This window comes from Bacteroides sp. D2 (assembly GCF_025147085.1).
GTDB lineage: Bacteria > Bacteroidota > Bacteroidia > Bacteroidales > Bacteroidaceae > Bacteroides.
Window position 1 is genome coordinate 625,810 of the sequence record NZ_CP102261.1, and the last position, 24,408, is coordinate 650,217.

Annotated in this window: 15 protein-coding genes; 12 read left to right on the forward strand and 3 right to left on the reverse strand. The window is 41.7% G+C overall.

Annotation, left to right across the window (positions count from 1 at the left end):
* Positions 1–16: 16 nt before the first annotated feature.
* From NQ505_RS02275 to NQ505_RS02330, 12 genes are all read left to right on the forward strand, one after another.
* Entirely contained in the window at positions 17–685 is a 669-nt protein-coding gene (locus NQ505_RS02275; RefSeq protein ID WP_008997970.1) for a hypothetical protein, read from the forward strand.
* 42 nt (positions 686–727) lie between these two features.
* Entirely contained in the window at positions 728–1,762 is a 1,035-nt protein-coding gene (locus NQ505_RS02280; protein WP_008997971.1) for a DUF4857 domain-containing protein, read from the forward strand.
* A gap of 261 nt (positions 1,763–2,023) precedes the next feature.
* Positions 2,024–3,298 carry a hypothetical protein gene (locus tag NQ505_RS02285; protein WP_008997972.1) on the forward strand — a complete coding sequence of 425 codons (1,275 nt, stop codon included), beginning with the start codon at positions 2,024–2,026 and terminating at the stop codon, positions 3,296–3,298.
* Positions 3,299–3,389: 91 nt separating this feature from the next.
* A complete protein-coding gene (locus tag NQ505_RS02290) occupies positions 3,390–4,862 on the forward strand; it encodes a sodium:solute symporter (RefSeq protein ID WP_008997973.1) in 1,473 nt (490 codons plus the stop codon).
* A gap of 13 nt (positions 4,863–4,875) precedes the next feature.
* Entirely contained in the window at positions 4,876–7,326 is a 2,451-nt protein-coding gene (locus NQ505_RS02295) for a DUF4922 domain-containing protein (RefSeq protein ID WP_008997974.1), read from the forward strand.
* 12 nt (positions 7,327–7,338) lie between these two features.
* Positions 7,339–8,709, forward strand: a complete 1,371-nt coding sequence (locus NQ505_RS02300; protein ID WP_008997975.1) for a SpoIID/LytB domain-containing protein — start codon at positions 7,339–7,341, stop codon at positions 8,707–8,709.
* 16 nt (positions 8,710–8,725) lie between these two features.
* Positions 8,726–10,009: an MFS transporter gene (locus tag NQ505_RS02305; RefSeq protein WP_004299693.1), complete on the forward strand. Its 1,284-nt coding sequence runs from the start codon at positions 8,726–8,728 to the stop codon at positions 10,007–10,009.
* Positions 10,010–10,047: 38 nt separating this feature from the next.
* The gene (locus NQ505_RS02310) at positions 10,048–11,163 is read left to right on the forward strand and encodes an acyltransferase family protein (RefSeq protein WP_008997976.1); all 1,116 of its coding nucleotides are present in this window, start codon (positions 10,048–10,050) and stop codon (positions 11,161–11,163) included.
* Complete coding sequence (locus NQ505_RS02315; protein ID WP_259827206.1) at positions 11,160–12,011, forward strand: ATPase; 852 nt, start codon at positions 11,160–11,162, stop codon at positions 12,009–12,011. Before NQ505_RS02310 ends, NQ505_RS02315 begins: the two co-directional genes overlap by 4 nt.
* Before the next feature lie 31 nt (positions 12,012–12,042).
* Positions 12,043–12,858: an N-acetylmuramic acid 6-phosphate etherase gene (gene murQ, locus NQ505_RS02320; RefSeq protein WP_008997978.1), complete on the forward strand. Its 816-nt coding sequence runs from the start codon at positions 12,043–12,045 to the stop codon at positions 12,856–12,858.
* A gap of 265 nt (positions 12,859–13,123) precedes the next feature.
* Positions 13,124–15,661, forward strand: coding sequence for a glycosyl hydrolase 115 family protein (locus tag NQ505_RS02325; protein WP_008997979.1), 2,538 nt, complete (start codon positions 13,124–13,126; stop codon positions 15,659–15,661).
* A 1,011-nt stretch (positions 15,662–16,672) separates the two neighbouring features.
* Positions 16,673–18,676 carry a hypothetical protein gene (locus NQ505_RS02330; RefSeq protein ID WP_232292984.1) on the forward strand — a complete coding sequence of 668 codons (2,004 nt, stop codon included), beginning with the start codon at positions 16,673–16,675 and terminating at the stop codon, positions 18,674–18,676.
* A 452-nt stretch (positions 18,677–19,128) separates the two neighbouring features.
* Here the strand turns inward: NQ505_RS02330 and NQ505_RS02335 are convergent, their stop codons facing one another.
* From NQ505_RS02335 to NQ505_RS02345, 3 genes are all read right to left on the reverse strand, one after another.
* Positions 19,129–21,750, reverse strand: a complete 2,622-nt coding sequence (locus NQ505_RS02335; protein ID WP_008997982.1) for a glycoside hydrolase family 2 protein — start codon at positions 21,748–21,750, stop codon at positions 19,129–19,131.
* A 10-nt stretch (positions 21,751–21,760) separates the two neighbouring features.
* Positions 21,761–22,654: an alpha/beta hydrolase gene (locus NQ505_RS02340; RefSeq protein ID WP_032853294.1), complete on the reverse strand. Its 894-nt coding sequence runs from the start codon at positions 22,652–22,654 to the stop codon at positions 21,761–21,763.
* 61 nt (positions 22,655–22,715) lie between these two features.
* Positions 22,716–24,296 (reverse strand): glycoside hydrolase 43 family protein, encoded by a 1,581-nt coding sequence (locus tag NQ505_RS02345; protein ID WP_032853295.1) that lies wholly within the window; start codon positions 24,294–24,296, stop codon positions 22,716–22,718.
* Positions 24,297–24,408: the final 112 nt, after the last annotated feature.

Below are 24,408 nucleotides of genomic sequence, written 5' to 3' on the forward strand. Positions count from 1 at the left end.
ATAATTGATAAAAACAATGTACGCTATATTTTATAAAGAATGGATAAAGACACGGTGGTATTTTCTACTTGCCGTGCTCGCCACACTTGGTTTTACAGGCTACTGTATGCTCCGCATCAACCGGGTGGTAGAAATGAAAGGGGCTGCTCATGTGTGGGAAGTGATGCTGCAACGAGATGTCATCTTCATTGATATGTTGCAATATATCCCTCTGATTGCGGGAATTTTGATGGCTATTGTGCAATTTGTTCCCGAAATGCAGCGCAAATGCCTGAAACTGACTCTCCATCTGCCTTATCCGGAGTTGAAGATGACAGGTAATATGCTACTTTCGGGATTAGTGTTGCTACTTGTCTGCTTCGCTTCCAATTTCCTGTTGATGGAAGTATACCTGAATGGAATACTTGCCCATGAACTGAAGAACCACATATTGCTCACCGCTTTAACGTGGTATCTTGCCGGGATTTCCGGCTACCTGCTTGTGGCCTGGATCTGCCTTGAACCGGCATGGAAACGTCGTATTCTGAATCTCATTTTCGCAGTATTATTACTCCGAATCTTCTTTCTGTCGCCCACACCGGAAGCATATAACAAGTTCCTCCCTTATTTAGTGGTTTATACTTTGTTGACAGCTTCTTTCTCGTGGCTTTCTATCGTACGATTCAAGGCCGGAAAGCAGGACTAGGAGCAATTAAAAATTAAAGACTAAAAATTAAAAGATTGAGTAATGAGACGTTTCAGTACTATATTATTATATGTAACCATCGCTTTTCTGCTTCTCTGGCAGTTGCCCTGGTGTTACAATTTCTTTGTCGTAAAGCCGGAGAAGACTCCCTTTACCCTGTACAGTTTCGTAATTGGCGATTTCGCACAGATGGGACAGGAAGAGGGAAAAGGAAGCGTGCGTCGCGACCTGGCAGGTAATATTTATTCGGAAGCAGCTTTCGACAGTATCCTGCCTATGTTTTATTTTCGTCAGTTGATGTCCGATGAGCGTTTTCCGGATACCATTAAAGGGATAGCAGTAACTCCTAAAATGGTACAGACGGAGAATTTCAACTTCCGCAGTGTACCTTCGGATATCAATGCGCCTTCCATCGGACTTTATCCTCTGATGGAATCCATGTCAGGACGTGTGGACTTAAAAATGCCGGATGACGTATTTCGTATCACCACCAAAGGGATCGAATTCATCGACATGGCCTCCAACAGCGTAAAGGAAGACAAGAGTCTTCAGTTTACCGAAGCTATGACTAAAAAGGAGTTTCGTTTCCCGGCAAGGGAGATCGTAGGAAATCCAACGGTGAAAAAGGAGTATGACGAAGGTTATCTTCTATTGGATGCCGACCGCCGTCTGTTTCATCTGAAACAGGTGAAAGGGCGTCCGTATGTTCGTGCCATCACCTTGCCTGAAGGACTGACACTGGAACATCTGTATCTGACAGAGTTCAGAAATAAGAAAACACTTGCGTTCATGACCGATGTCAACAATGCTTTCTATGTACTGCAGAGCCGGACATACGAAGTAGTGAAAACAGGAATTCCTGTATTCAATCCCGAAACGGATGCACTAACCATTATCGGTAATATGTTCGATTGGACGGTACGTGTGACTACTCCGACCTCTGATAATTATTACGCATTGAATGCCGACGATTATTCATTGATTAAAAAATTAGAGAACGCATCGTCTACTCATTCCATGCCCGGTATTACTTTCACATCTTATACTGATAAATATGTAATGCCACGTTTCGAATAGTATTCCCATATTGAATGTAACAGTTGTAAGGGACTATCAAAAGTCAATCTATTAAATATGACTTAGGGTAGTCCCTTACTGTTTTCTTCCCATGCGTGTATAGGAAACAAAAAGAATTACAATCTTTTCTTCTGTAAGTATGGGCTTTTTCCGGCAAGAAAGTTTATCTTTGCCGACTCATTCAAATATTCAGACCGCAATTGCTTCTGCATTATACACAAACAAATACGGTAAAACGAAAAAACTCAAATTAAAAACCGTATGAAAGTTTACAAAGCATTTGCTTTCCTAAGTATCTTCATCATATTGTTCTATAATTGTTCGCTCCCTACTGATGACGAAGAAAAAGGAGATTCAGAGGGAGAGGATACAGTTACCTCCGAACTTCCCTGGGAAGGAGAGATGGACAAATTCACCATCAATTCTAAAGAAGGAATCCATCTGAATGATCCATACGAAGACGCCGGAACAGCTTATGTCACCATTCCTTCCACCTCTGTAAAAAATACCCGTTGGGAATTTGGAGTTCACCTCACCTTTAATCCTTCCGCTAACAATTATGCACGATTTTATCTGACTTCTTCCTCAAACATTCTTTCCGAGAATTTAAACGGTTATTATATTCAGATAGGAGGAGCCAAAGATAATGTAACTCTTTATCGTCAAAACGGAGACCAATCTAAACTACTGGCTTCGGGAAGAGAGTTGATGAAAGGAGACTCTTCACCGAAACTATATATAAAAGTAGAACGTGACAATAATGGTTACTGGACTTTTTGGACACGACGTGAATCCGAGAATGAATACGTAAAAGAAAAACAAATAAAAGATACCGATATACAAACTTCCCGCTACTGCGGTATATACTGCATTTACACCAAAACCCGCTGTAAAGGATTTACATTTCATCACATACAGCTATCTAATAACGTAGAAACGGACACTACACCTGATGAAACACCCGATCATCCCGGAACAGACATTCCAGATAATCCGAACACCCCCGAATTACCGAAAGATGTGAGAGGTATGCTTCTTTTCAATGAAATCATGTATAATAATGCCACTGATGGTGCAGAATATATAGAAATCTACAATCCGACTGAACAGGCTATCATTTTACCGGCACTTTATCTATATAAGATGTATAAAGACGGGGCAATATACAATACTACCATCCTTCAAAATGAAAGTCCTTCTACTCCCCTAACCATTCCTGCCAAAGCATATCTTTGCTTCACGAAATACTTCAACAGAGTCGTTCAGAAACATAAAGTCGGTGGAGAAAATATAATAATTATACCGAACTTCCCGGCACTGAACAATAATGGCGGGTATCTGGCACTTTCAAGTAGTAAAGAGACTGCACCAGGACATACTTTTGACACTTGTTGTTTTAGAGATGAAATGCACACCATTGATAAAATAACCGGCGTTTCGCTTGAAAAGAAATCTCCGGAGTTGTCCTCGCTCAACAAAAACTGGCGTTCCTCCAAACATGCCACCGGAGGCACACCCGGAATAAAAAATATGTAAGAGTATGTATATCTATGATAAATTCCCTACATTTGTAGGCAAAGTAAACAAGTTCCGGATATTCATCCTCAAACGAATTTAAACAGCAGATATGAGTCCAGCCGTTATATCTATTACTACTGTGGCATACTTTATCATCCTGTTCACTATCTCTTATATAGCAGGACGCAAAGCCGACAATGAAGGATTCTTCGTAGGAAACCGTAAATCAGCCTGGTATATCGTTGCCTTTGCCATGATCGGTTCCACCATTTCCGGAGTCACCTTCGTTTCCGTTCCGGGTATGGTACAGGCAAGTAGCTTTTCTTACCTGCAGATGGTGCTGGGATTCATAGTAGGACAAATTATCATTGCATTTGTACTTGTTCCCCTCTTTTATCGCATGAATCTGGTTTCCATTTATGAATATCTGGAGAACAGGTTCGGAAGCTCTTCCTACAAGACGGGAGCCTGGTTCTTTTTTATTTCAAAGATGCTAGGGGCAGCCGTCCGGCTCTTTCTCGTATGCCTGACATTGCAGTTTCTTATCTTCGATCCTTTCCATCTTCCATTCCTGTTGAACGTAATTCTTACTGTATTTATCGTATGGCTTTACACTTTCCGCGGTGGAGTGAAATCATTGATATGGACGGATGTTCTAAAGACATTCTGTCTGGTAGTGTCAGTTGTACTTTGCATCTATTATATTGCTTCCAGCCTCCATCTGAATTTCAGTGGTTTGATTAGTACGATTTCAGACAGTGACTTTTCCAAGACATTCTTTTTTGACGATGTCAATGACAAACGATATTTCTTCAAGCAATTCCTGGCAGGTGTATTCACCGTTATTGCCATGAACGGGCTCGACCAGGATATGATGCAGCGCAATCTTAGCTGCAAGAACTTCCGGGACTCACAGAAGAATATGATTACCAGTGGAATCTCACAGTTCTTTGTCATTCTGCTTTTCCTGATGCTGGGAGTACTGCTATATACGTTTACAGCACAGCAAGGCATTGAGAATCCGGAAAAAAGCGACGAGTTGTTTCCGATGATCGCTACCGGAAATTATTTTCCCGGCATAGTCGGAATATTATTCATTATCGGACTGATAGCCTCCGCCTATTCTGCGGCGGGTTCTGCCTTGACGGCACTGACCACTTCTTTTACTGTAGATATTTTACATGCACAGATAAAAGGAGAGGCGGCACTTAGCAAGATACGCAAACAGGTACATATCGGTATGGCAGTTGTGATGGGGGCAGTCATTTTTGTATTCAATTTGCTGAACAACACCAGTGTGATTGATGCGATTTACACATTGGCCAGTTATACGTATGGTCCTATCTTAGGGTTGTTCGCTTTCGGCATCTTCACCAAGAAACAAGTTTATGATAAATATATTCCGTTGGTAGCTATCACTTCTCCTATTCTTTGCTATATCCTGCAACGAAATTCGGAAGCATGGTTCAACGGTTACCAAATTAGTTACGAGCTGCTATTATTTAACGCTGCATTTACTTTCATCGGACTTTGCTTCCTCATTCGAAAGAAATCAACGATGGACAATACGACAGTTCTTTAATATTAAGATGAAGATGAAGAAGAAAATTAATTGCTTCATACCTTTCGGCACCCCGGAAGATACCATGCAGACAGTAAAGGAACTACAAGTGTCAGAGCTAGTAAATAAGATCTATTTATTAGGTTCGGAGCCCGGTAAGAAAGCTCTTCCGGGTTGTGAATATCTCTCTGTTAAAGGGTTCTATTCCACAGACACAATGAAAACAATTGCAGCCAATGCCAATACGGAATATACTCTGTTCTACTTGAAACAAACTCCATTAAAACTGGGACTGTATGCCTTGGAACGCATGGTGCAAATCATGGAGAACGATAAAAAGAATGGAATAGTTTATGCCGACCACTATCAGCTGATTAACGGAGAACTTAAACAAGCACCTGTCATTGACTACCAATTAGGAAGCGTCCGGGATGATTTCGATTTCGGTTCCATGCTTCTATTCAGTCCTTCTGCCTTCACTAAAATAGCAGATGCTTTGCGTGAAGAGTACAAATACGCAGGACTATATGCTATGCGTCTATTCATCTCTTACAAATATTCAATTGTGCACATCAATGAATATCTATACACCGAAATTGAAACAGATACCAGAAAAAGCGGAGAGAAACAATTCGACTATGTAAACCCCAAAAATCGGGAAGTACAAATTGAAATGGAAGCTGCCTGCACCGAATACCTGAAATGTATTGATGCTTATTTCATGCCTACTTCTTCACGGCCTGTAAATCTTCACAGCGAAAACTTTGAATTCGAGGCATCTGTCATCATCCCTGTACGCAATCGTGCTCATACAATCCGCGATGCTGTCAATTCGGCTTTAAACCAACGGACCACTTTCTCTTTTAACATTATTGTTATCGACAATCATTCCACCGATGGAACGACGGAAATTCTCCAGGAACTAAGTAGCGATAAAAGATTGATCCATATCATCCCCCAAGAACATGATTTAGGTATAGGAGGGTGCTGGAACAAGGGTATATGTCACGAAAAATGCGGAAAGTTCGCTATACAGTTAGATAGTGACGATTTATATAAAGATGAATCCACTTTACAGAAAATCGTAGACACCTTTTATAAGGAAAGCTGCGCAATGGTCATAGGTACCTATCTAATGACCGACTTCCAACTGAACGAAATACCCCCCGGTATCATTGACCACAAAGAGTGGACACCGGAAAATGGAAAGAACAACGCTCTACGTATCAATGGTTTGGGTGCTCCACGAGCTTTCTACACTCCTATTCTTCGTAATATCAAATTGCCGAATACCAGCTATGGTGAAGATTACGCCATAGGATTACGAATCTCACGGGAGTATAAGATCGGACGTATCTATGATGTAATATACCTCTGTCGCCGTTGGGAAGGTAACTCTGACGCTGCATTAAGCACAGAAAAAGTCAATCGGAACAACTTCTACAAAGACCGAATCCGCACATGGGAAATTAAGGGCAGAATCCAGATGCATACTATCGATGAAGAGTTTCAAGAACTTGTAGAGGAAATGATAGAAAACCAAAAAGAAAACTGGGAACTTGCGAAAAGGAACTATGAAGCGTTGGAAGAAAATCTGGAAAAGAAAAAAGTCTTGAAACTGAAGGAAGAAGATAGAGAGATGAAAGTTAGAATTTTCCCGAATCCTCAACGCATCCTCTCGACCATGGCAAAAACAGATAGTCGTTCTATCCAGGAAAGGCCTTGTTTCTTATGCGGGAAAAACCGCCCCGCAGAGCAAACATATCTACCATTCGGACATTATGAGGTATGCCTCAACCCCTACCCCATTTTTCAGCGTCACTTGACAATCATCGACAAGGAACACACTCCACAAAGCATGAAAGGACGTTTTGAAGATATGCTTCACTTAGCTGAAAACCTGGACGAGTTCTATATACTCTATAACGGACCGGAGTGCGGTGCTTCCGCCCCTGACCACATGCATTTCCAGGCAGCAGGAAAAGAAGAAGAACTGACTAACCCTTTTGCGCTGAATTTCTTGAAGAGTATATTAGAAAATGAAAACGGCGTAACAACTTATGTAGACAATGTATTCACAACTTGCATAGGTATGACATCAGGTCTGAAAGTTGACTTAATGCAACAATTTGAAAAGGTCTACCAAAATCTTTCCATCATTTATTCGGATAAGGAACCTTTAATCAACATGATAACCTGGTATGGTCTCGATAAAATAAGCCATTTCGGAGGTGACGAAATAGAAGTATGGAATTGCATCATTTTCCTACGCTCAAAACATCGTCCCGATTGCTATTATACCCCAAATGAAAAAGGGCTATTAATAAGTCCGGCTGTTGCAGAAATGGGTGGCATATTCCCGATTGTCAGAGAAGAAGACATGGATAAATTAAACGCCAAAAAACTCACAGAGATTTACAAGGAGATAAGTTTATCTCCCCAACAATTAAATACTCTATGCGATCAATTATTCAAAAAGAAATAGTAATAAAGTAATATGCGAGTCCCCTTAATAAGTGTTGGTATTCTTTCCGGGAAAGAGATTGAATTTTCTTTCCCTATAAAATTTATCTCTTCCGACGAAACAGAAAGCTCCGGTATGCAAAAGGCTATTTACCGGGATGGGAAGATTCATTGGCAAGGGAAAGAATATAATGAATTATCTTTCACTCCCCAACAAGGTGCACCTGCTTTCTTTGAACTGAAAGATGTGACCATCGGAATCAACTTCCATTGGGAACGCAAAGAAGTCCAAAAATTCAAAGGGGAGTTAAAGATCATCATCGAAGGGGAACAACTTACTGCTATCAATATTATTTCCATCGAAGAATATCTCATCAGTGTGATTTCATCAGAAATGAGTGCTACTGCTTCTTTAGAACTACTAAAGGCACATGCTGTTATTTCCCGAAGTTGGCTGTTGAATAAGTGTAAGACAGAGAGTAGAAAACAGGAAATGAAGAACGAGAAAACAGGAAAGTCTATACAGAAGGATAGCGCAACCTGTTCTCCATCTTTCGTTTCGGATTCTCAATTTATCAAATGGTATGACCACGAAGCGCACAAAAACTTTGACGTATGCGCAGACGATCACTGCCAACGGTATCAAGGAATCACACGTGCCTCAACACCACAAGCTATCGAAGCAGTCACTGCTACCCGGGGCGAAGTATTGATGTATGCAGGAACGATTTGTGATGCCCGTTTCTCTAAATGTTGCGGCGGGGCTTTTGAAGAGTTCCAGAATTGTTGGGAAAACGTAAAGCACCCCTATCTCATCGGTCAACGGGATTGTAAGATCGAAGCCCAACTACCCGATTTGACAATAGAGACGGAGGCTGATAAATGGATTCGTACTTCTCCTGTCGCATTCTGCCACACGCAGGACAAAAAGATTCTAAGTCAGGTTTTAAACAACTATGACCAGGAAACGACAGACTTCTATCGTTGGAAAGTCAGCTACTCCCAACAAGAACTTTCAACCCTGATTCATCAACGTTCGGGGATTGATTTCGGGCAAATTCTGGACTTAATTCCTATAGAACGGGGAACGTCGGGACGCCTTGTCCGATTGAAGATTGTAGGAACCTTGCGGACACTTATTATCGGAAAAGAGCTGGAAATACGTCGTACCCTATCTACTTCCCATCTTTATAGTTCTGCCTTCGTAATAGACAAGGAATATAAAGAAAAGGGACATAAAAAAGATAAAAATCCTTCACGATTCATCCTTATCGGAGCCGGATGGGGACATGGAGTAGGACTTTGTCAGATTGGTGCTGCCGTAATGGGAGAGCAAGGTTATAAGTATGAAGAAATACTGTCTCACTATTACCCCGGCAGTACGCTCGAAAAACAATATCAATGAAAAAAAGAACAATGCCATGACAACACCCACTATAAAAAGAAATCCCTGGAGCTGGATACCAACCCTCTACTTCGCAGAAGGGCTGCCCTATGTAGCGGTAATGACGATTGCTGTTATCATGTACAAGCGTTTGGGATTATCCAATACGGAAATAGCCTTATACACTTCCTGGCTCTATCTTCCCTGGACTATCAAACCTCTATGGAGTCCATTCGTCGATCTGGTGAAAACAAAACGGGCTTGGATTATTGCCATGCAAGGTTTCATCGCCGCCGGATTTGCAGGGATAGCCTTCTTTATCCCAACTGCACATTATGTACAGTTGACTCTTGCCTTTTTCTGGTTGTTAGCCTTCAGTTCTGCTACGCATGATATCGCTGCAGATGGTTTCTATATGCTCGGGCTCAATAATAAAGAACAATCTTTCTTTGTCGGTATTCGAAATACTTTCTATCGGCTTGCCAATATTTTCGGGCAGGGAATTCTAGTCATGCTGGCAGGATGGCTGGAAACATCACAGAACAATATTCCCCTGGCATGGAGTATTACATTTTACCTTCTTGCCGGATTATTTCTGGCTCTTACTATCTATCATCGGCTTATCCTCCCCCATCCTGATTCGGACATTAAACGTCCCGGACTCACACCGGGTAAATTGTTGGGAGATTTTCTTCTGACCTTTGTCACCTTCTTCAAGAAAAAGAACCTGGGTCTCATGTTCTTTTTCCTTCTCACTTACCGATTGGGAGAATCACAGTTAGCCAAAATAGCTTCTCCTTTCCTGCTCGATGCTACCGATAAAGGTGGGCTAGCTTTATCTACCGCAACTGTCGGAATGATCTATGGAACTATAGGCGTCATAGCTTTATTAGTTGGCGGAATCATCAGTGGTTTCCTCGTTTCCCGCGACGGATTCAGAAAATGGATATTACCTATGGCGTTAGCTATCAACCTTCCTGATCTATTATATGTATGGATGGCTGCCGCCACTCCGGATAATCCTATATTTATAGCCATTTGCGTAGCTATCGAACAACTGGGCTATGGTTTCGGCTTTACCGCTTATATGCTATATCTGATTTATATTGCGGAAGGCGAACACAAAACGGCGCACTATGCTATCGGAACCGGGTTTATGGCACTTGGTATGATGCTTCCGGGGATGCCTGCAGGATGGATACAGGAGCATCTCGGATACACCAACTTCTTTATTTGGGTTTGTATTTGTACCCTACCCGGTATCGTCGCCTCATTAATGATCCGCAACCGACTGGAAGATTCTTTCGGAAAGAAACAATAAACTTACTTATTAACTTAACACATTAAAAAGTGACAGTCATGAATACAACAAGTAACAAACGCCTTTTGGCACTCGATGTAATGCGAGGCATTACTATCGCAGGAATGATTCTGGTTAATAATCCGGGCTCTTGGGGACATGCATACGCTCCCCTAAAACATGCCCAATGGAACGGTCTTACCCCCACAGACCTGGTTTTCCCTTTCTTCATGTTTATCATGGGAATCTCCACCTACATCTCACTTAAAAAGTATAACTTTACATTCAGTACTCCGGCTGCCCTAAAAATAATCAAAAGAACCATTGTTATTTTCCTTATCGGAATAGCCCTCAACTGGTTTGCCTTACTGTGTTACACCCACAATCCTCTCCCATTTGAGCAAATTCGCATCTTGGGAGTCATGCAGCGTCTTGCGCTCTGCTATGGTGCTTCAGCACTTATTGCCTTGCTATTGAAACACAAGTATATACCTTATCTGATTGTGGTATTATTAGTAGGTTATTTCATTATTCTCATTACCGGTAATGGTTTTGCCTACAACGAAACGAATATTCTTTCCATCGTCGACCGCAGCATCTTGGGAGACGCTCATATGTATCAAGACAACCACATCGACCCGGAAGGACTTCTTAGCACTATTCCTTCTATCGCACACGTATTGATCGGATTTTGCGTCGGCAAACTACTCATGGAAGTAAAAGATATACATGAAAAATTGGAACGGCTTTTCCTTATCGGTACTATCCTGACTTTTGCAGGTTTCCTATTTAGCTATGGTTGCCCATTCAACAAAAAGATATGGTCGCCCACCTTTGTGCTGGCCACTTGCGGATTAGGCTCCAGCCTATTAGCTTTACTCGTCTGGATTATCGATATCAAAGGATGTAAAAAATGGAGCCGTTTCTTTGAATCTTTCGGAGTGAATCCTCTCTTTATTTATGTAATGGCAGGTGTCATCGCCGTTTTGGTAGGCGCTATCACCGTCACTTATCAGGGAGAAAGTGTCTCCATCCAACAAGTCGTCTACAGATGTGCCCTCCAACCTGTTTTCGGGGATGAAGGAGGTTCTCTTGCCTATGCTATCCTCTTTGTCTTACTTAACTGGTCAATAGGCTATATATTATACAAAAAGAAAATATACATTAAGATATGATACTCATTGCAGATAGTGGTTCTACCAAAACCGACTGGTGCATCGTTTTCAACGACACCCCAATCAAACGAATTGGAACGAAAGGAATCAATCCCTTCTTCCAATCAGAAGAAGAGATTCAACAAGAGCTGACACATTCCCTTTTGCCACAACTACCGGAAGGAACGATCAACTCCGTCTTTTTTTATGGTGCAGGATGCACTCCCGAAAGAGCTCCCGTTCTCCGACGGGCCATTGCAGACAGTCTGCCCGTCATTGGAAACATCAAAGCCAATTCGGATATGCTTGCTGCTGCCCGCGGACTATGCGGACATGAAGCTGGGATTGCCTGCATCCTCGGCACAGGTTCCAATTCTTGTTTCTACAACGGTGAAGAGATTGTCAACAACATCTCCCCTTTAGGCTTTATCTTGGGCGACGAGGGAAGTGGAGCCGTCCTTGGCAAATTACTGGTAGGAGACATCCTGAAGAACCAGCTTCCACCTGCCATCAAAGAAGCTTTCTTAAAACAGTTCGACCTGACGGCTCCCGAAATCATCGACCGGGTGTATCGCCAACCCTTCCCGAATCGTTTTCTGGCAAGTCTCTCCCCCTTTATAGCGCAACATCTGGAAGAGCCGGGGATACGACAATTAGTGCTTGGCAGTTTTATTGCTTTCTTCCGAAGAAACGTAATGCAATATGATTACACACAGTATCCTGCACACTTTATCGGATCAGTGGCTCACTGCTACAAGGAGATATTACAAGAAGCTGCACAAGAGACAGGAATCAGAATCGGAAAGATTCTGCAAAGTCCGATGGAGGGATTAATTTTATATCATACCGCTTCATCTCAATCCTTGTAATTTGTATTTTTAGTCAATCACCATCATCAATATGCAGATAACCGAACAACCGTCGCTCTACGACAATCTGGAAAAGAAGTCCGTACGGGAAATATTAGAAGACATTAACCGGGAGGACCAAAAGGTAGCGTTAGCTGTTCAAAAAGCCATTCCACAAATCGAACTGCTCGTCAACCAGATTGTGCCCCGCATGAAACAGGGCGGACGTATCTTTTACATGGGTGCAGGCACCAGTGGTCGCTTGGGAGTACTGGACGCTTCGGAGATACCACCGACATTCGGAATGCCTCCCACCTGGATTATCGGATTGATAGCCGGTGGAGATACCGCCCTGCGCAATCCGGTAGAAGGTGCCGAGGACGATATGAGCCGGGGATGGGAAGAACTTACGGAATATCATATCAACCCAAAAGACACAGTGATTGGCATTGCCGCTTCGGGCACTACTCCTTATGTAATCGGAGCCCTACGGGAAGCCCGCAAGCATGGCATCCTGACAGGTTGCATCACCAGCAATCCGGATTCTCCGATGGCGGCAGAAGCAGATGTCGCCATCGAAATGATTGTCGGTCCGGAATATGTCACGGGAAGTTCGAGAATGAAATCAGGCACCGGACAGAAAATGATTCTGAACATGATTAGTACGTCGGTGATGATTCAACTCGGACGGGTGAAAGGAAATAAGATGGTAAACATGCAGCTTAGCAATCATAAACTGGTAGAAAGAGGAACCAGAATGATTATGGAGGAACTGGGATTAGATCATGACCATGCACAGAAATTGTTGCTGTTACACGGTTCGGTAAAAAAAGCGATTGACGCCTATCAACACTCAAAAGACTATTAAGCACACTACTAAAGCCCACACACATACAAGATAAAAAGATTTTGAAACAAAATCAAAAACATTTATTGAGCAAACCTCTTTGTTCACCCTCCACCGTATTATCCATAAAGAAAAAAACTTCAAAAAAAAGTCGACAGGTATCAACAGTATAAATAATTGAAACGTACCAAAAGCCCGTTCTTATCAATACTAACTATCTTTGCATCGTGTCACAGTACAAATGGAATAATAAATGATTAACCACAAGTTATTAAATATTGAAACCATGAAAAAGTTATTTCTATTCTTCTATCTCTCTGTTGTGAGTATAGCGGCATTTGCCGCTGAACCATTCGTAGTATTCACAGCAACCGGCAATCATTTCCCGTTGGTTGCCAACGGAGTTCCTTGTCCGATATACATAGATTCTTCCGAAGACAAAGGGGTAATGATTGCTGCCGGCAATCTTCAACAAGACATACTGCAAGTATGCGGAAAAAAGCCCGAACTCTTAACAAGCGCAAGTTCGAAACGATGTATCATCGCAGGTACTTACGGCACTCCTTTTATAAAGAAGCTGGTATCAGCAGGAAAAATAGACAAAAAGGAATTGGATGGGAAAAATGAAAAATATATCCTACAAGTCATCTCCAACCCTTGTGAGGGGGTAGATGAAGCGGTAGTTATCATCGGTAGCGACAGACGCGGTACTATTTATGGTATCTATGAGCTTTCCGAACAGATGGGAGTATCTCCCTGGTATTGGTGGGCAGATGTTCCCGTCATGAAACAGCCTAATGTATATATCAAACCCGGACAGTACTCGGACGGAGAACCGGCCGTAACCTATCGCGGCATCTTTCTGAATGATGAAGCACCATGTCTTACCCGATGGGTGAAACACACTTACGGAACCAACTATGGTGACCATCGTTTTTATGCACGAGTGTGCGAACTGATACTACGCCTGAAAGGTAATTTCCTTTGGCCGGCCATGTGGAGCTGGGCTTTCTATCAGGATGATCCGCAGAACAGCAAGACAGCAAGTGAGATGGGAGTCATTATCGGTACATCCCACCACGAACCGATGGCACGTAATCATCAGGAATGGTCACGCAAACGCAAAGAATATGGTGCATGGGATTATTCGACCAACCAAAAGGTCATCGACCAGTTCTTCCGTGAAGGCATCGAACGTATGCAAGGAACAGAGGATATCGTAACCATCGGTATGCGCGGAGACGGTGACGCAGCCATGAGTGAAAGTACCAATGTGAAACTTCTGGAGAATGTAGTGAAAAACCAGCGCAAGATTATTGAAGAGATTACCAAACGTCCTGCCAAAGAAACTCCGCAAGTATGGGCACTATACAAAGAAGTACTGGATTATTATGATAAAGGTATGCGTGTGCCCGATGATGTAATCATGCTATTGTGTGATGATAATTGGGGCAATGTATGCCGCCTGCCGAATGCCAAGGAACGTAAGCATCCGGGCGGTTGGGGTATGTATTACCATGTAGACTACGTAGGCGCTCCGAGAAATTCCAAGTGGCTGAACGTAACCCCTATACAAAATATGTGGGAGCAACTTCAACTCACATACGATTACGGAGTAGAAAAGCTATGGATACTGAATGTAGGCGATTTGAAACCCATGGAATATCCAATCACGCTCTTCATGGATATGGCATGGAATCCCAAACAATTCAACGTCTCCAACTTACTGGATCATCCCCGTCGTTTCTGCGCACAGCAGTTTGGCGAAGACCAGGCGGATGAAGCCATGCGAATCTTAAACCTGTACAGCAAATACAACGGTCGCGTGACGGGAGAAATGCTCGACTGGAATACTTATAACCTGGAGACAGGTGAATGGAAACAAGTATCTGATGAATATCTGAAACTGGAAGCGGAAGCTTTGAGACAATACATATCACTGAAACCGGAATATAAAGACGCCTACAAACAGTTGATTCTCTTCCCCGTTCAAGCAATGGCAAACCTGTACGAAATGTATTATGCACAAGCCATGAACCATAAATTGTATAAAGAAAACAATCCGCAGGCCAATGAATGGGCAGACAAGGTAGAACAGACCTTTGTACGGGATAAAGCTTTGAGTGACGATTATAACAACGTTATGTCCAGCGGTAAATGGAAGAATATGATGATTCAGAAACATATCGGTTATACATCGTGGAATGATAACTTCCCCGCTGATACACAGCCCAAAATCTACCGCATCGAGAAGCCGGAAAAAGCTGTCGGTGGATACGTCTTCACCGGACAAGACGGATATATAGCTATAGAAGCCGAACATTATTACAGCGCTAAAGCAGCGCCAGGTACGGAATGGACAGTGATCCCCTATATGGGACGAACCCTTAGTGGCATGGCTCTGATGCCTTACACACAACCGACTGACGGAGCTTCCATCTCCTACAAGATAAACTTGCCTAAAGGCATTGACAAGGTGACTGTCCATGTGATAGTAAAATCAACTCTTGCTTTCCATGATCGCAAAGGACATGAGTACAGTATCGGATTTGAAGGAGGAAAGGATCAGACAATCAATTTCAATCATAACTTAAATGAGCTTCCTGAAAATGTATACAGCATATACTATCCGACAGTTGCACGACGCATCGTTGAGAAAAAAGCAAAACTGAATGTACCGAACACATCAGACGGTATGCAGACAATCACTTTCAAACCTCTTGATCCGGGTATCGTGCTTGAAAAGCTAGTCGTAGACTACGGAGGCTACAAGAGATCTTATCTGTTTATGAACGAATCGAAAAGCAAAAGAGAAAGTAGATAAAAAGATCAATCCAGCTTTACTTACCTTTCACGACAGGCCCCCATTAAACATCCGTCATACAACTGGTATACTTATATCATTCAATCACTATTGTTCGATCAGGATACCGATATACTTAATTCACCACGGCCGTGGTAGCTTCTTCCCACATCCGTGAAGAGTTCCTACCACAGCCGTGGGAAGATCTTGTCACGGCCGTGGGAAGTTAGCAATGTCGGTACTTTAATGGAACAATACCGGCATCCCAACGTAACTATACCAGCTTCTCTCCCTATCCCCACTTAATCAGTCGCAAACAAGCTACTTGCCAAGAAGACAAGGCTGATAATAAAAAGAGCACAAATCACGATGTATTACCTAAACACAATAGTGTGATTTCACTCAAAGCCATGAGATAATAAACTAGATAAGACTTTTACGATTAATAACTTCACGAATAAGAGATAAATTATACACCAAAAATGCTTAATCAATTTCATCCGTCAACACAAACTTGACAATCTTAGTTATACCCACCTTTGATTCTGCTATGTATAATTTTTAAAGATGAAAAGAACAGCATTATCAGTATAGTTCCGGGCACTATTACGAAGATCTCTATTGGAATAGGGAAAAAGGAAAAAGTAGATATTAATAATATAGTATTGGTAGCTAAGAAGTAACGAGAATCTTCACTTATTATTAAATAGGGAATTAACATCACACAGATTTATTAAAGGCAGTAAGAAAGAGCCTTTTATTTTATGTATTCCTTTAAAATTCAATTTGACAAACAATTAAAAATACGGATACAAAAGGAGAGCAAATATAGCTTAATGTAACATGAAAGATATAAAATGAAACCGACAGTAACCTCTGTGAAATAATCAGATGCAAAATTAAAACATAGTCTATAAATAACAGACTAACTTTGCCTGAAACAAAATTTCAGCAAATATGAACAGAAAAAACGATGGAATGCTGTATACAATTCTATTATGTATAGCAATGACACTACTCACTACTCAAAATATGGTAGGAGCCAACAAGAATAACAAAGAACTTAACATCATAGGCACGGGGAATCCTTATCTGCCGCTTTGGGAACATCTTCCCGACGGAGAGCCCCGTGTATTTGAGGACCCGGATAATCCCGGCAAATATCGTATATACATTATCGGTTCACACGATGTTCGTTTCACTAGCTACTGTGGGGCAGATATTCGCATGTGGTCGGCTCCTGTAGAAGATTTAACCAATTGGCGAGATGAGGGAGCCATCTTTACGTACCACGTTCAAAACCAGTGGGACGTCATGTATGCTCCCGATCTGGTTGAAATAAAGAGAAAAGACGGAACTAAGGAATATTATCTATTTCCACATAGTCGTGGCCGTAACCGTGAGGCTATGGTTTGCAAAGGTAGCCGTCCGGACGGGCCTTTTACTCCTATCAATCTGAACGAAGATGGTACACGAACACTTCCTGGTAGCTTTCTTGGATTCGATCCATCCGTCTTTGTTGAAAACATCACAGATCCCAATGATCCTGATTATGAAATAGGATTTCGTGCTTACGGATTCTGGGGATTCCAAAGATCGTCAGCAGCCCAACTAGATCAGAATACGATGTATTCCGTCAGACCGGGAACTGAAATTATCCCTTATTTTATTCCGGCAAGTACCAATTCCGGTATCATAAGAGATCCTGCCGGAACAACCTATCCTGCATTGTATAAAGAGCAGAATCCCAAAGATTTCAAATTCTTCGAAGCATCGTCTATTCGCCAGATCGGTAATAAATATGTGATGATCTTTTCCGGGTACTCCGGACCGGAGTATGGTTTGGGAAATTCCAATTCAACCCTCCGTTATGCTTTTGGTGATTCTCCGTTAGGTCCATGGCGCAGCGGTGGGGTACTTGTAGACTCCCGCGGAGTAGTTCCCAATCAGGATGGCAGTAAATTACAGGCAACCAACGCAGCGCACAATACACATGGCAGTCTACAAGAGATTAACGGTCAGTGGTACGTATTCTATCACCGTCCTCCACGCGGATTTGGTTTTGCACGTCAGGCAATGGTTGCTCCCGTCACTATCAAATGGGATGAGAAATCTGTTGCGGAAGGTGGAAAGGTAGTTATTCACGGATACGATCCTTATGCAAAAGAAGGGATATGGGAAGCTAAAGCAACAAATGGCAGTGAATATACAGGCGCGGAAGTCACTTCTGAAGGTTTTCAGATCTTTGGACTGGATCCATATAAATATTATTCTGCCGGATATGCCTGTTATTTATCAAATATCGGTAGCCAACAGGATTCCTGGGATATTTGGGATAATAATATGCCTGTAGATGTACGAGGTAACGATATCATCGGCTATAAATATTTTGGTTTTGGCGGTTTGAAGAAAGCTCAAAAAGGATTAAAACCTTTTGAAGGAACCCAAAAGGGGAATAAGACATCATTCAATCTCTTCCTGACTCCTATGACCGATGCTTCTTTCAAAATAAACATTTGGTTGGACGGACCTTGGGATAATAGTGTTTGGAAAGGGAAAAAGATTGGCGAAATCACTGTTCCTGCCGGTTCTATTCAGGAAATAACGAAATATACGATTGACGTATCTGAAGTTGTAGACAAGTTGGACAAAAAACACGCGATCTTCTTGGTTGCTGAAAGTAATTCTAAAGAAAAATTGTGTGTGCTTCAGGGGTTAGGTTTCAGTAAAAAGGGCAAAAGTCTGGAATATCCGACGATCCCTACAGTAGAGATTATGGTTGACGGACAGAAAGTGGATTTACCAACTACACCGGTAAGATCAACCAATGCAAATGGCATTACCGGATTTAATCAGTATGAGACAACGTACACCATTCCTGCCAATACTGAAGATACGCCTAAAGTCTCTGCTACCTCAAATGATCCTAGTGTAAAAATAGACGTCATTCAACCCACTTCAGGCAACAAGAAAGCAGTAGTAAACTTTGAGTATAAGGGGACTGTCAAAACTTACACCATTCTATTGGCTGAATAGAATCAACACACAATAAAGCAATGAAAACCGGAACTTGAAGAACGATATTCCCCATTGCTTTTATAGCATATTATTATACTTCAAACTCTCTGCGATTCTGGCATGAGTTTGAAGTATAATTAAAAGAATAATCATTTTCTTATCTACTTCTTCATATTCTCCTAACTTAACCTCTGGCATCTATCGCCAAGAGCATTAATTACACATACATAGTCCTGAATATCTCATTGCATAGTCATTTGTCATAATATTAAAGAGAGAAAGCTTTTTTAATCTTCTCCAATTTTCTATACTTGTGCCCTGACTATTAGTTTTTACTCAAGAAGTAGGAAATGTGCAAAAACTAAAGAGCAAATTCCATTAGAAACGAAAACTTGCTCTTTAGTTAATTTCAAAAGATAGATTTTATAGAATATTCCTAATTATTTGTATTCAAGTTGTCAGATCTAATCTCATTTTCCACCTATACGAACTTCGGTCAATCCGGCCTCTTCCGAAATGAAACTGATACGGACAAAAGCGATATCACATCCAAAATCTCCTTGGAAAGTTCTGACTTTTATATCCTTACTACTCACCCTGTCTGATATGACTTCCTTCCAAATTAGATCATCAACAGAGACTTCTATTTTATATTGATATACAACATCAGCCTCAGGCAATTCCACTTGAATTTTACTAATGCAATAAGAAGCTTCCAAAGCTAACTTCCACCATTTCTCCCTGTCAGTAACAACAGGTTTCCAAAATGTAGTCACATCTCCATCATTTACATAAGCTTTATTAGTTCCCTCTAAAGAAGAACTAACCCAAGTGGGACGATAGGTAGCCAGCAGCATTTTATTAGTATCGGAAACTCGTTCGCAAACTTCCCCTTCATACCTGTGATAAGGACGTCCAGCAACAGGAACAGTTACTCCCTCTTCCCACATAGGAGTTCCTAAAGTAATAATCTCAATAACAGCCGGTTCCAAACCATCCGTTATCGCTTGAATGACCGTTTTACCTGCATGGTAAGAACGAAAGGCAATAGCTGCCTGCCCGTCACGAACCGCTATATCCGAGGCCTCTTCCTGAGAAGGAGGCACAAAACGTATCATTCTGCCTGTCGGAAACTCGCCTGGTCCTGAAAGGATTCTCAATTCTATAGGCACATTATTACTAATATGCCTATTATACTCATCCAAGACAGTTACCACCAATTGGGCATCATCTATCCCATCTGTCGATGATATGATATTATTGCTCGCTTTCAGCCCCAGTCTTGCAGGTATGCCCTTACTAGGCCATTCAGGTTCCTGCGGATTCCTATTCCCTTTCTTCAAAGCCTCTACATACCAATAATATTGACGTTTAGGCAAACGAAAATAATCTATCATTCCCATAGTAGCCAATCCAGTTCCAAAAATAGTGCCATGGTCGAAGCCACACCAAATAATCTGTCCACTACGCCATGTTGGAGGATTCCAAGGATCAGCATACCCAGGTGTTTTCACAACATCCCCCCAGCCGGCAAAGAAACGTCCGGGACGGTAAGAAGTTGTACTTCCATACTCTGAAACAAGATTAGGTACCCCCGGGTTCTGAAATTCAGTGCGAGATGCACCATCACCATTATAAAAAGCAATAACATTTTTCCCCAAACGATCTATTTCTCCCCGTTGCGCCCCACCGATTGCCACTTTTCTAGTAGGATCCCAAACAGATGCACTGTCGGTAACCTGATTCAACAAGGACTTCATGTCTTTGAAAGTCTCCCAATCGGTAAAGAAAGGTTCGTTGCACATACTCCATGCAGCAATAGAAGCATGGTTACGATGAATCTTTATCATCTCCTTCAACTGCGCCAAAACACTTTCATCAAATTTCGGACGATATTCCGGATTTGCCGGGTAGCAACTGGAAGTAGGATGATTCCAACTAAAACGATCACCAAATGCACCACCTGTTCCCCAAAAAGCATTCTCGGAAAAGAATATAAGCCCAATCTCATCACAAGCTTGAACGAAAGCAGGATCATGTGGGTAATGAGAACCCCGTATACAATTGAATCCGGCATCTTTGATCATTTGTACATCACGACGCATAGCCGCATTCGTCACAGCATCTCCCCATCCGGCTTGATCTTGATGCACGTTGGCACCCAAGAGATAATAGTGTTCCCCATTCAAGAAAAAGCCCTTGTCTGCTGTCCAGTCAAACCAACGAAGTCCAAAAGTAGTCTCATATTTATCCATCACTTTTCCGTCTGCCATTACTGTTGTCACAGCCTTGTACTGTTGGGGAGATTCCGGAGACCACAACTGCGGTTCACTTATTCTTGGAAATACCTGTCTAACAATCTTTACTTCATTCCCTTTCACCAACATCTTCGATTGTACTTTTGATACAACCTTACCCACAGGTGATTCGATTTCTGTATTTATTATACAATTCTTGTCCGATGGATAATTATTCCTTATTTCTGTCTGTATCTCACATAAGGCTTCTTTTTTACTAATAGCAGCAGTATAGGCAAAGGTTCCATACACATCAACATGCAACTTATCTGTGACATTCAAATAAACATCCCGATAAATTCCTCCACTAAACTGGTGATCACCAGCGCGAGGAGCTACATCCGGTTTCCAAAGATTATTAACCCGAACGGCAATAACATTCTTCCCAGCATTCAGGTAACGGGTTATATCAAAAAAGAATCCTGTATAGCCACCGATATGTTTACCTAAATACGTACCATTAATATATACTTCAGTTTCTATGAAAGAGCCTTCGAATTCCAGTGTCACATTCTTATCCTTCCATTCAGTGGGTATGTCAATCACCTTACGATACCAACCGTAACCGTTATAGATCTTACTCCACATAAAATAGGGTATCGAAAAAGAATGTGGCAGAGATATATTTTGCCAATCTCCGTCATTGAAATCCGTAACTTCAGCACCTTTGATATCAGATAATACAAATTTCCATTCACGATTTATATTCCGTTTTAAACGTACAAAATCAACAGAATATGCAGCTGAATGCAGCAAGCCAATTAATATACCTAAGAATAACACACGCTTTATCATACAGCAACACCTATTTTATTTGAGTAAAACACAAACTATGATATATACGACTTACAAAAGGCAAACAAGTGTAAAGAGCCGAATGCCAGTATTCCCAAGTATGCCCGCCGTCACGTACACGGAATTGGCAAGGAATATTCGCCCCACGCATCGCACGATAGAACTCTATATTCCGGTCAAGCAGGAAATCATCGTCGCCACAATCAACAAACCAGGCAACACTACGTAATTCAGTTTTTCGCTCTTCATTGGATGCTGTGATATATTTCACGCAACTCTTCTCTATCACCGAACGAGTCAATACTGCCAACTTTCCGTTCGGGTCATCAAAACGAGCTGCTCCTTCTTGCGGAATATCCATTAATGCACTCATTGCATAAACCGCACAAAACATATCGGAATGACGCTGACCATAACTGATAGCTCCTCCACCTCCCATCGAAAGCCCTGCAATAGCACGATGTTGTTTATCACCAATTACACGATACCGTCCTTCTACAAATGGCAAGAACTCCATGAAGAAAAATGTTTCATATTTCCATCCTGCCATATCAAAATATCCATTTTGATAGATATTCGGATCTCCACCTCCTGCATCAGGAGTGACAACAATCATTTCACAAACTTCCCCATTCGCAGTAAGGCAATCCATTATATCTTTTATATGTCCGCGATTCGCCCACACATCATTCTTTTCCCACATACCGTGCAAAAGATAGAGAATCGGATATTTTTTTTCTTTATTGTGTTCGAAACTCTTAGGTAAATACACTGTAAATGCACGCTTTGTCTTTAAAAACTCGCTGTAAACCGTATCAGTAATTACCCGGCTTTGAAAATTCGACTGCGCTTGCAATGACAAGGTATAAATAGACAAGGCTACCAATACTCCTAATTTTCTCATCTCCATTATTCTTTTCATTTTTCCTACATAACACATTCCTCACATACAAAATTTAGAACAGTTATTCAGTTTTCTTATAATCAAAATAATCTACATCCACATATCCTCCAAGTGAGTTGGTTGCATAATTAAAAATAGCAAATCTAGTCCCTATAAAAAGCCTGCGGTAATCAAACTTCATCTTGAAATCTTCTCCTATCTTCTTCCAATTCTTATTATCCAAGCTATAATAGCAAGACGCTATATCATGGTTCAGACGGAAATTCCCGTCAATCCGTAAGTAAACGACAGATTGGTTAAGTTCCAATTGTTCCTTTTCTTCACTTTTCACATCAAGAACAGCTTTGTTAGAACTATCCAGACTTACAGAGTCCACAGACATTGTAAGATATTTCTTTCCATTTCTCACAATAACTGACAGCAGAGCCGCATCCCCGTTAAAAGCACTAAAGCCTGCCACATCTCCTTCCTTCATATGAGCGACATCCAATGCAACCACACCGCTGCATTCCGGACCTTCCATCCGTTGGCTAATCGTATTTGGAGCTAAAAAAAGATTATCAACCACCCTGTTTGTTTTCAATCTCAAGAAACCGGGACGTTCCGTCAACGACCAGGCCTCGTTCACCGGATTGTGATTCCACTGCCAGTTCAGTTTCAGTTTTGAATCACTGAAGTCATCACTTACAACAAGAGACTTTTCCGGACACCCTTGTACAGGTTTTTCCATCAACAAAGGCACTTTACCATTTTCATCTCCCAATATCGGCCATCCGTCAATCCAACGGCAAGGCATCAGTGTAGCCACCCTTCCTACGCCACCACGATCTTGAAAAATCATTCCATACCAATTCCCTTTCGTATCATCTACAATGCACCCCTGCCCTACATAAGGAAATCCGGCAAAATTATCTTCCAATATTACTTTCTTTTCGTATGGTCCAGTGATCTTATCGGCACGATAGCACACCTGTCTGCGATTTCCGCCTTTCGGCCATGAGATCATTAGTAAATAATATTTCCCATCATATTTCACAACCCGACTTCCTTCCAATAGTCCGGTTTCAGTTTCATCCCGTTCAAAAATCTTCATATCCACCCCATCCGGCTTTACATCTGAAAGGTCAGCATTTAGCTCTTTCAGAGAACCCGTACCCGAGAAAACATACACCCGACCGTCGTCATCAAAAAAGAGGGAAGAATCATGGAAATGTTGTGTTCGTGTTAGTAGCTCCCACTTTCCTGCAGGATCTGTCGCAGTATAAATATATGAGCGATAAGGCTTATCATTGGGAGAGAACAGTACATAAAACTTCCCTTTATGATAACGAATCGACGTAGCCCATTGCCCACGGCCATAAACAGTGCCATTTATCAGATCGTAATTGGAAGTATCTGTCAACCGGTCAAAAACATAACTGATAATTTCCCAGTTTACCAGGTCTTTCGATCTCATAACCGGAGCACCCGGCATCAAATGCATAGTGGTACTCATCATATAAAAATCATCTCCGACTCTGATTACATCCATATCAGGAACATCGGCGTAAACAACCGGATTAGTGAAAGCTGAAGAGACAGAGGCTACTTTACAACTCCCACACAAAGAAAGTATTAATAATAAAATAATTATTCGATTCATCTCAGTAAATTTATATACACGCCATCCTTCGTTGTTACGACGAAAAAGCACATTAATTAAATATAGTCTGCATTCTCTTAAACGTTTATGCAGACTATATTCTTACAAGTAC

Bases quoted from the DNA above. Each gene is read 5' to 3' on its own strand.
- NQ505_RS02275 (WP_008997970.1), top strand. From the start codon at position 17: ATGTACGCTATATTTTATAAAGAATGGATAAAGACACGGTGGTATTTT.
- NQ505_RS02280 (WP_008997971.1), top strand. From the start codon at position 728: ATGAGACGTTTCAGTACTATATTATTATATGTAACCATCGCTTTTCTG.
- NQ505_RS02285 (WP_008997972.1), top strand. From the start codon at position 2,024: ATGAAAGTTTACAAAGCATTTGCTTTCCTAAGTATCTTCATCATATTG.
- NQ505_RS02290 (WP_008997973.1), top strand. From the start codon at position 3,390: ATGAGTCCAGCCGTTATATCTATTACTACTGTGGCATACTTTATCATC.
- NQ505_RS02295 (WP_008997974.1), top strand. From the start codon at position 4,876: ATGAAGAAGAAAATTAATTGCTTCATACCTTTCGGCACCCCGGAAGAT.
- NQ505_RS02300 (WP_008997975.1), top strand. From the start codon at position 7,339: ATGCGAGTCCCCTTAATAAGTGTTGGTATTCTTTCCGGGAAAGAGATT.
- NQ505_RS02305 (WP_004299693.1), top strand. From the start codon at position 8,726: ATGACAACACCCACTATAAAAAGAAATCCCTGGAGCTGGATACCAACC.
- NQ505_RS02310 (WP_008997976.1), top strand. From the start codon at position 10,048: ATGAATACAACAAGTAACAAACGCCTTTTGGCACTCGATGTAATGCGA.
- NQ505_RS02315 (WP_259827206.1), top strand. From the start codon at position 11,160: ATGATACTCATTGCAGATAGTGGTTCTACCAAAACCGACTGGTGCATC.
- murQ (WP_008997978.1), top strand. From the start codon at position 12,043: ATGCAGATAACCGAACAACCGTCGCTCTACGACAATCTGGAAAAGAAG.
- NQ505_RS02325 (WP_008997979.1), top strand. From the start codon at position 13,124: ATGAAAAAGTTATTTCTATTCTTCTATCTCTCTGTTGTGAGTATAGCG.
- NQ505_RS02330 (WP_232292984.1), top strand. From the start codon at position 16,673: ATGGTAGGAGCCAACAAGAATAACAAAGAACTTAACATCATAGGCACG.
- NQ505_RS02335 (WP_008997982.1), bottom strand. From the start codon at position 21,750: ATGATAAAGCGTGTGTTATTCTTAGGTATATTAATTGGCTTGCTGCAT.
- NQ505_RS02340 (WP_032853294.1), bottom strand. From the start codon at position 22,654: ATGAGAAAATTAGGAGTATTGGTAGCCTTGTCTATTTATACCTTGTCA.
- NQ505_RS02345 (WP_032853295.1), bottom strand. From the start codon at position 24,296: ATGAATCGAATAATTATTTTATTATTAATACTTTCTTTGTGTGGGAGT.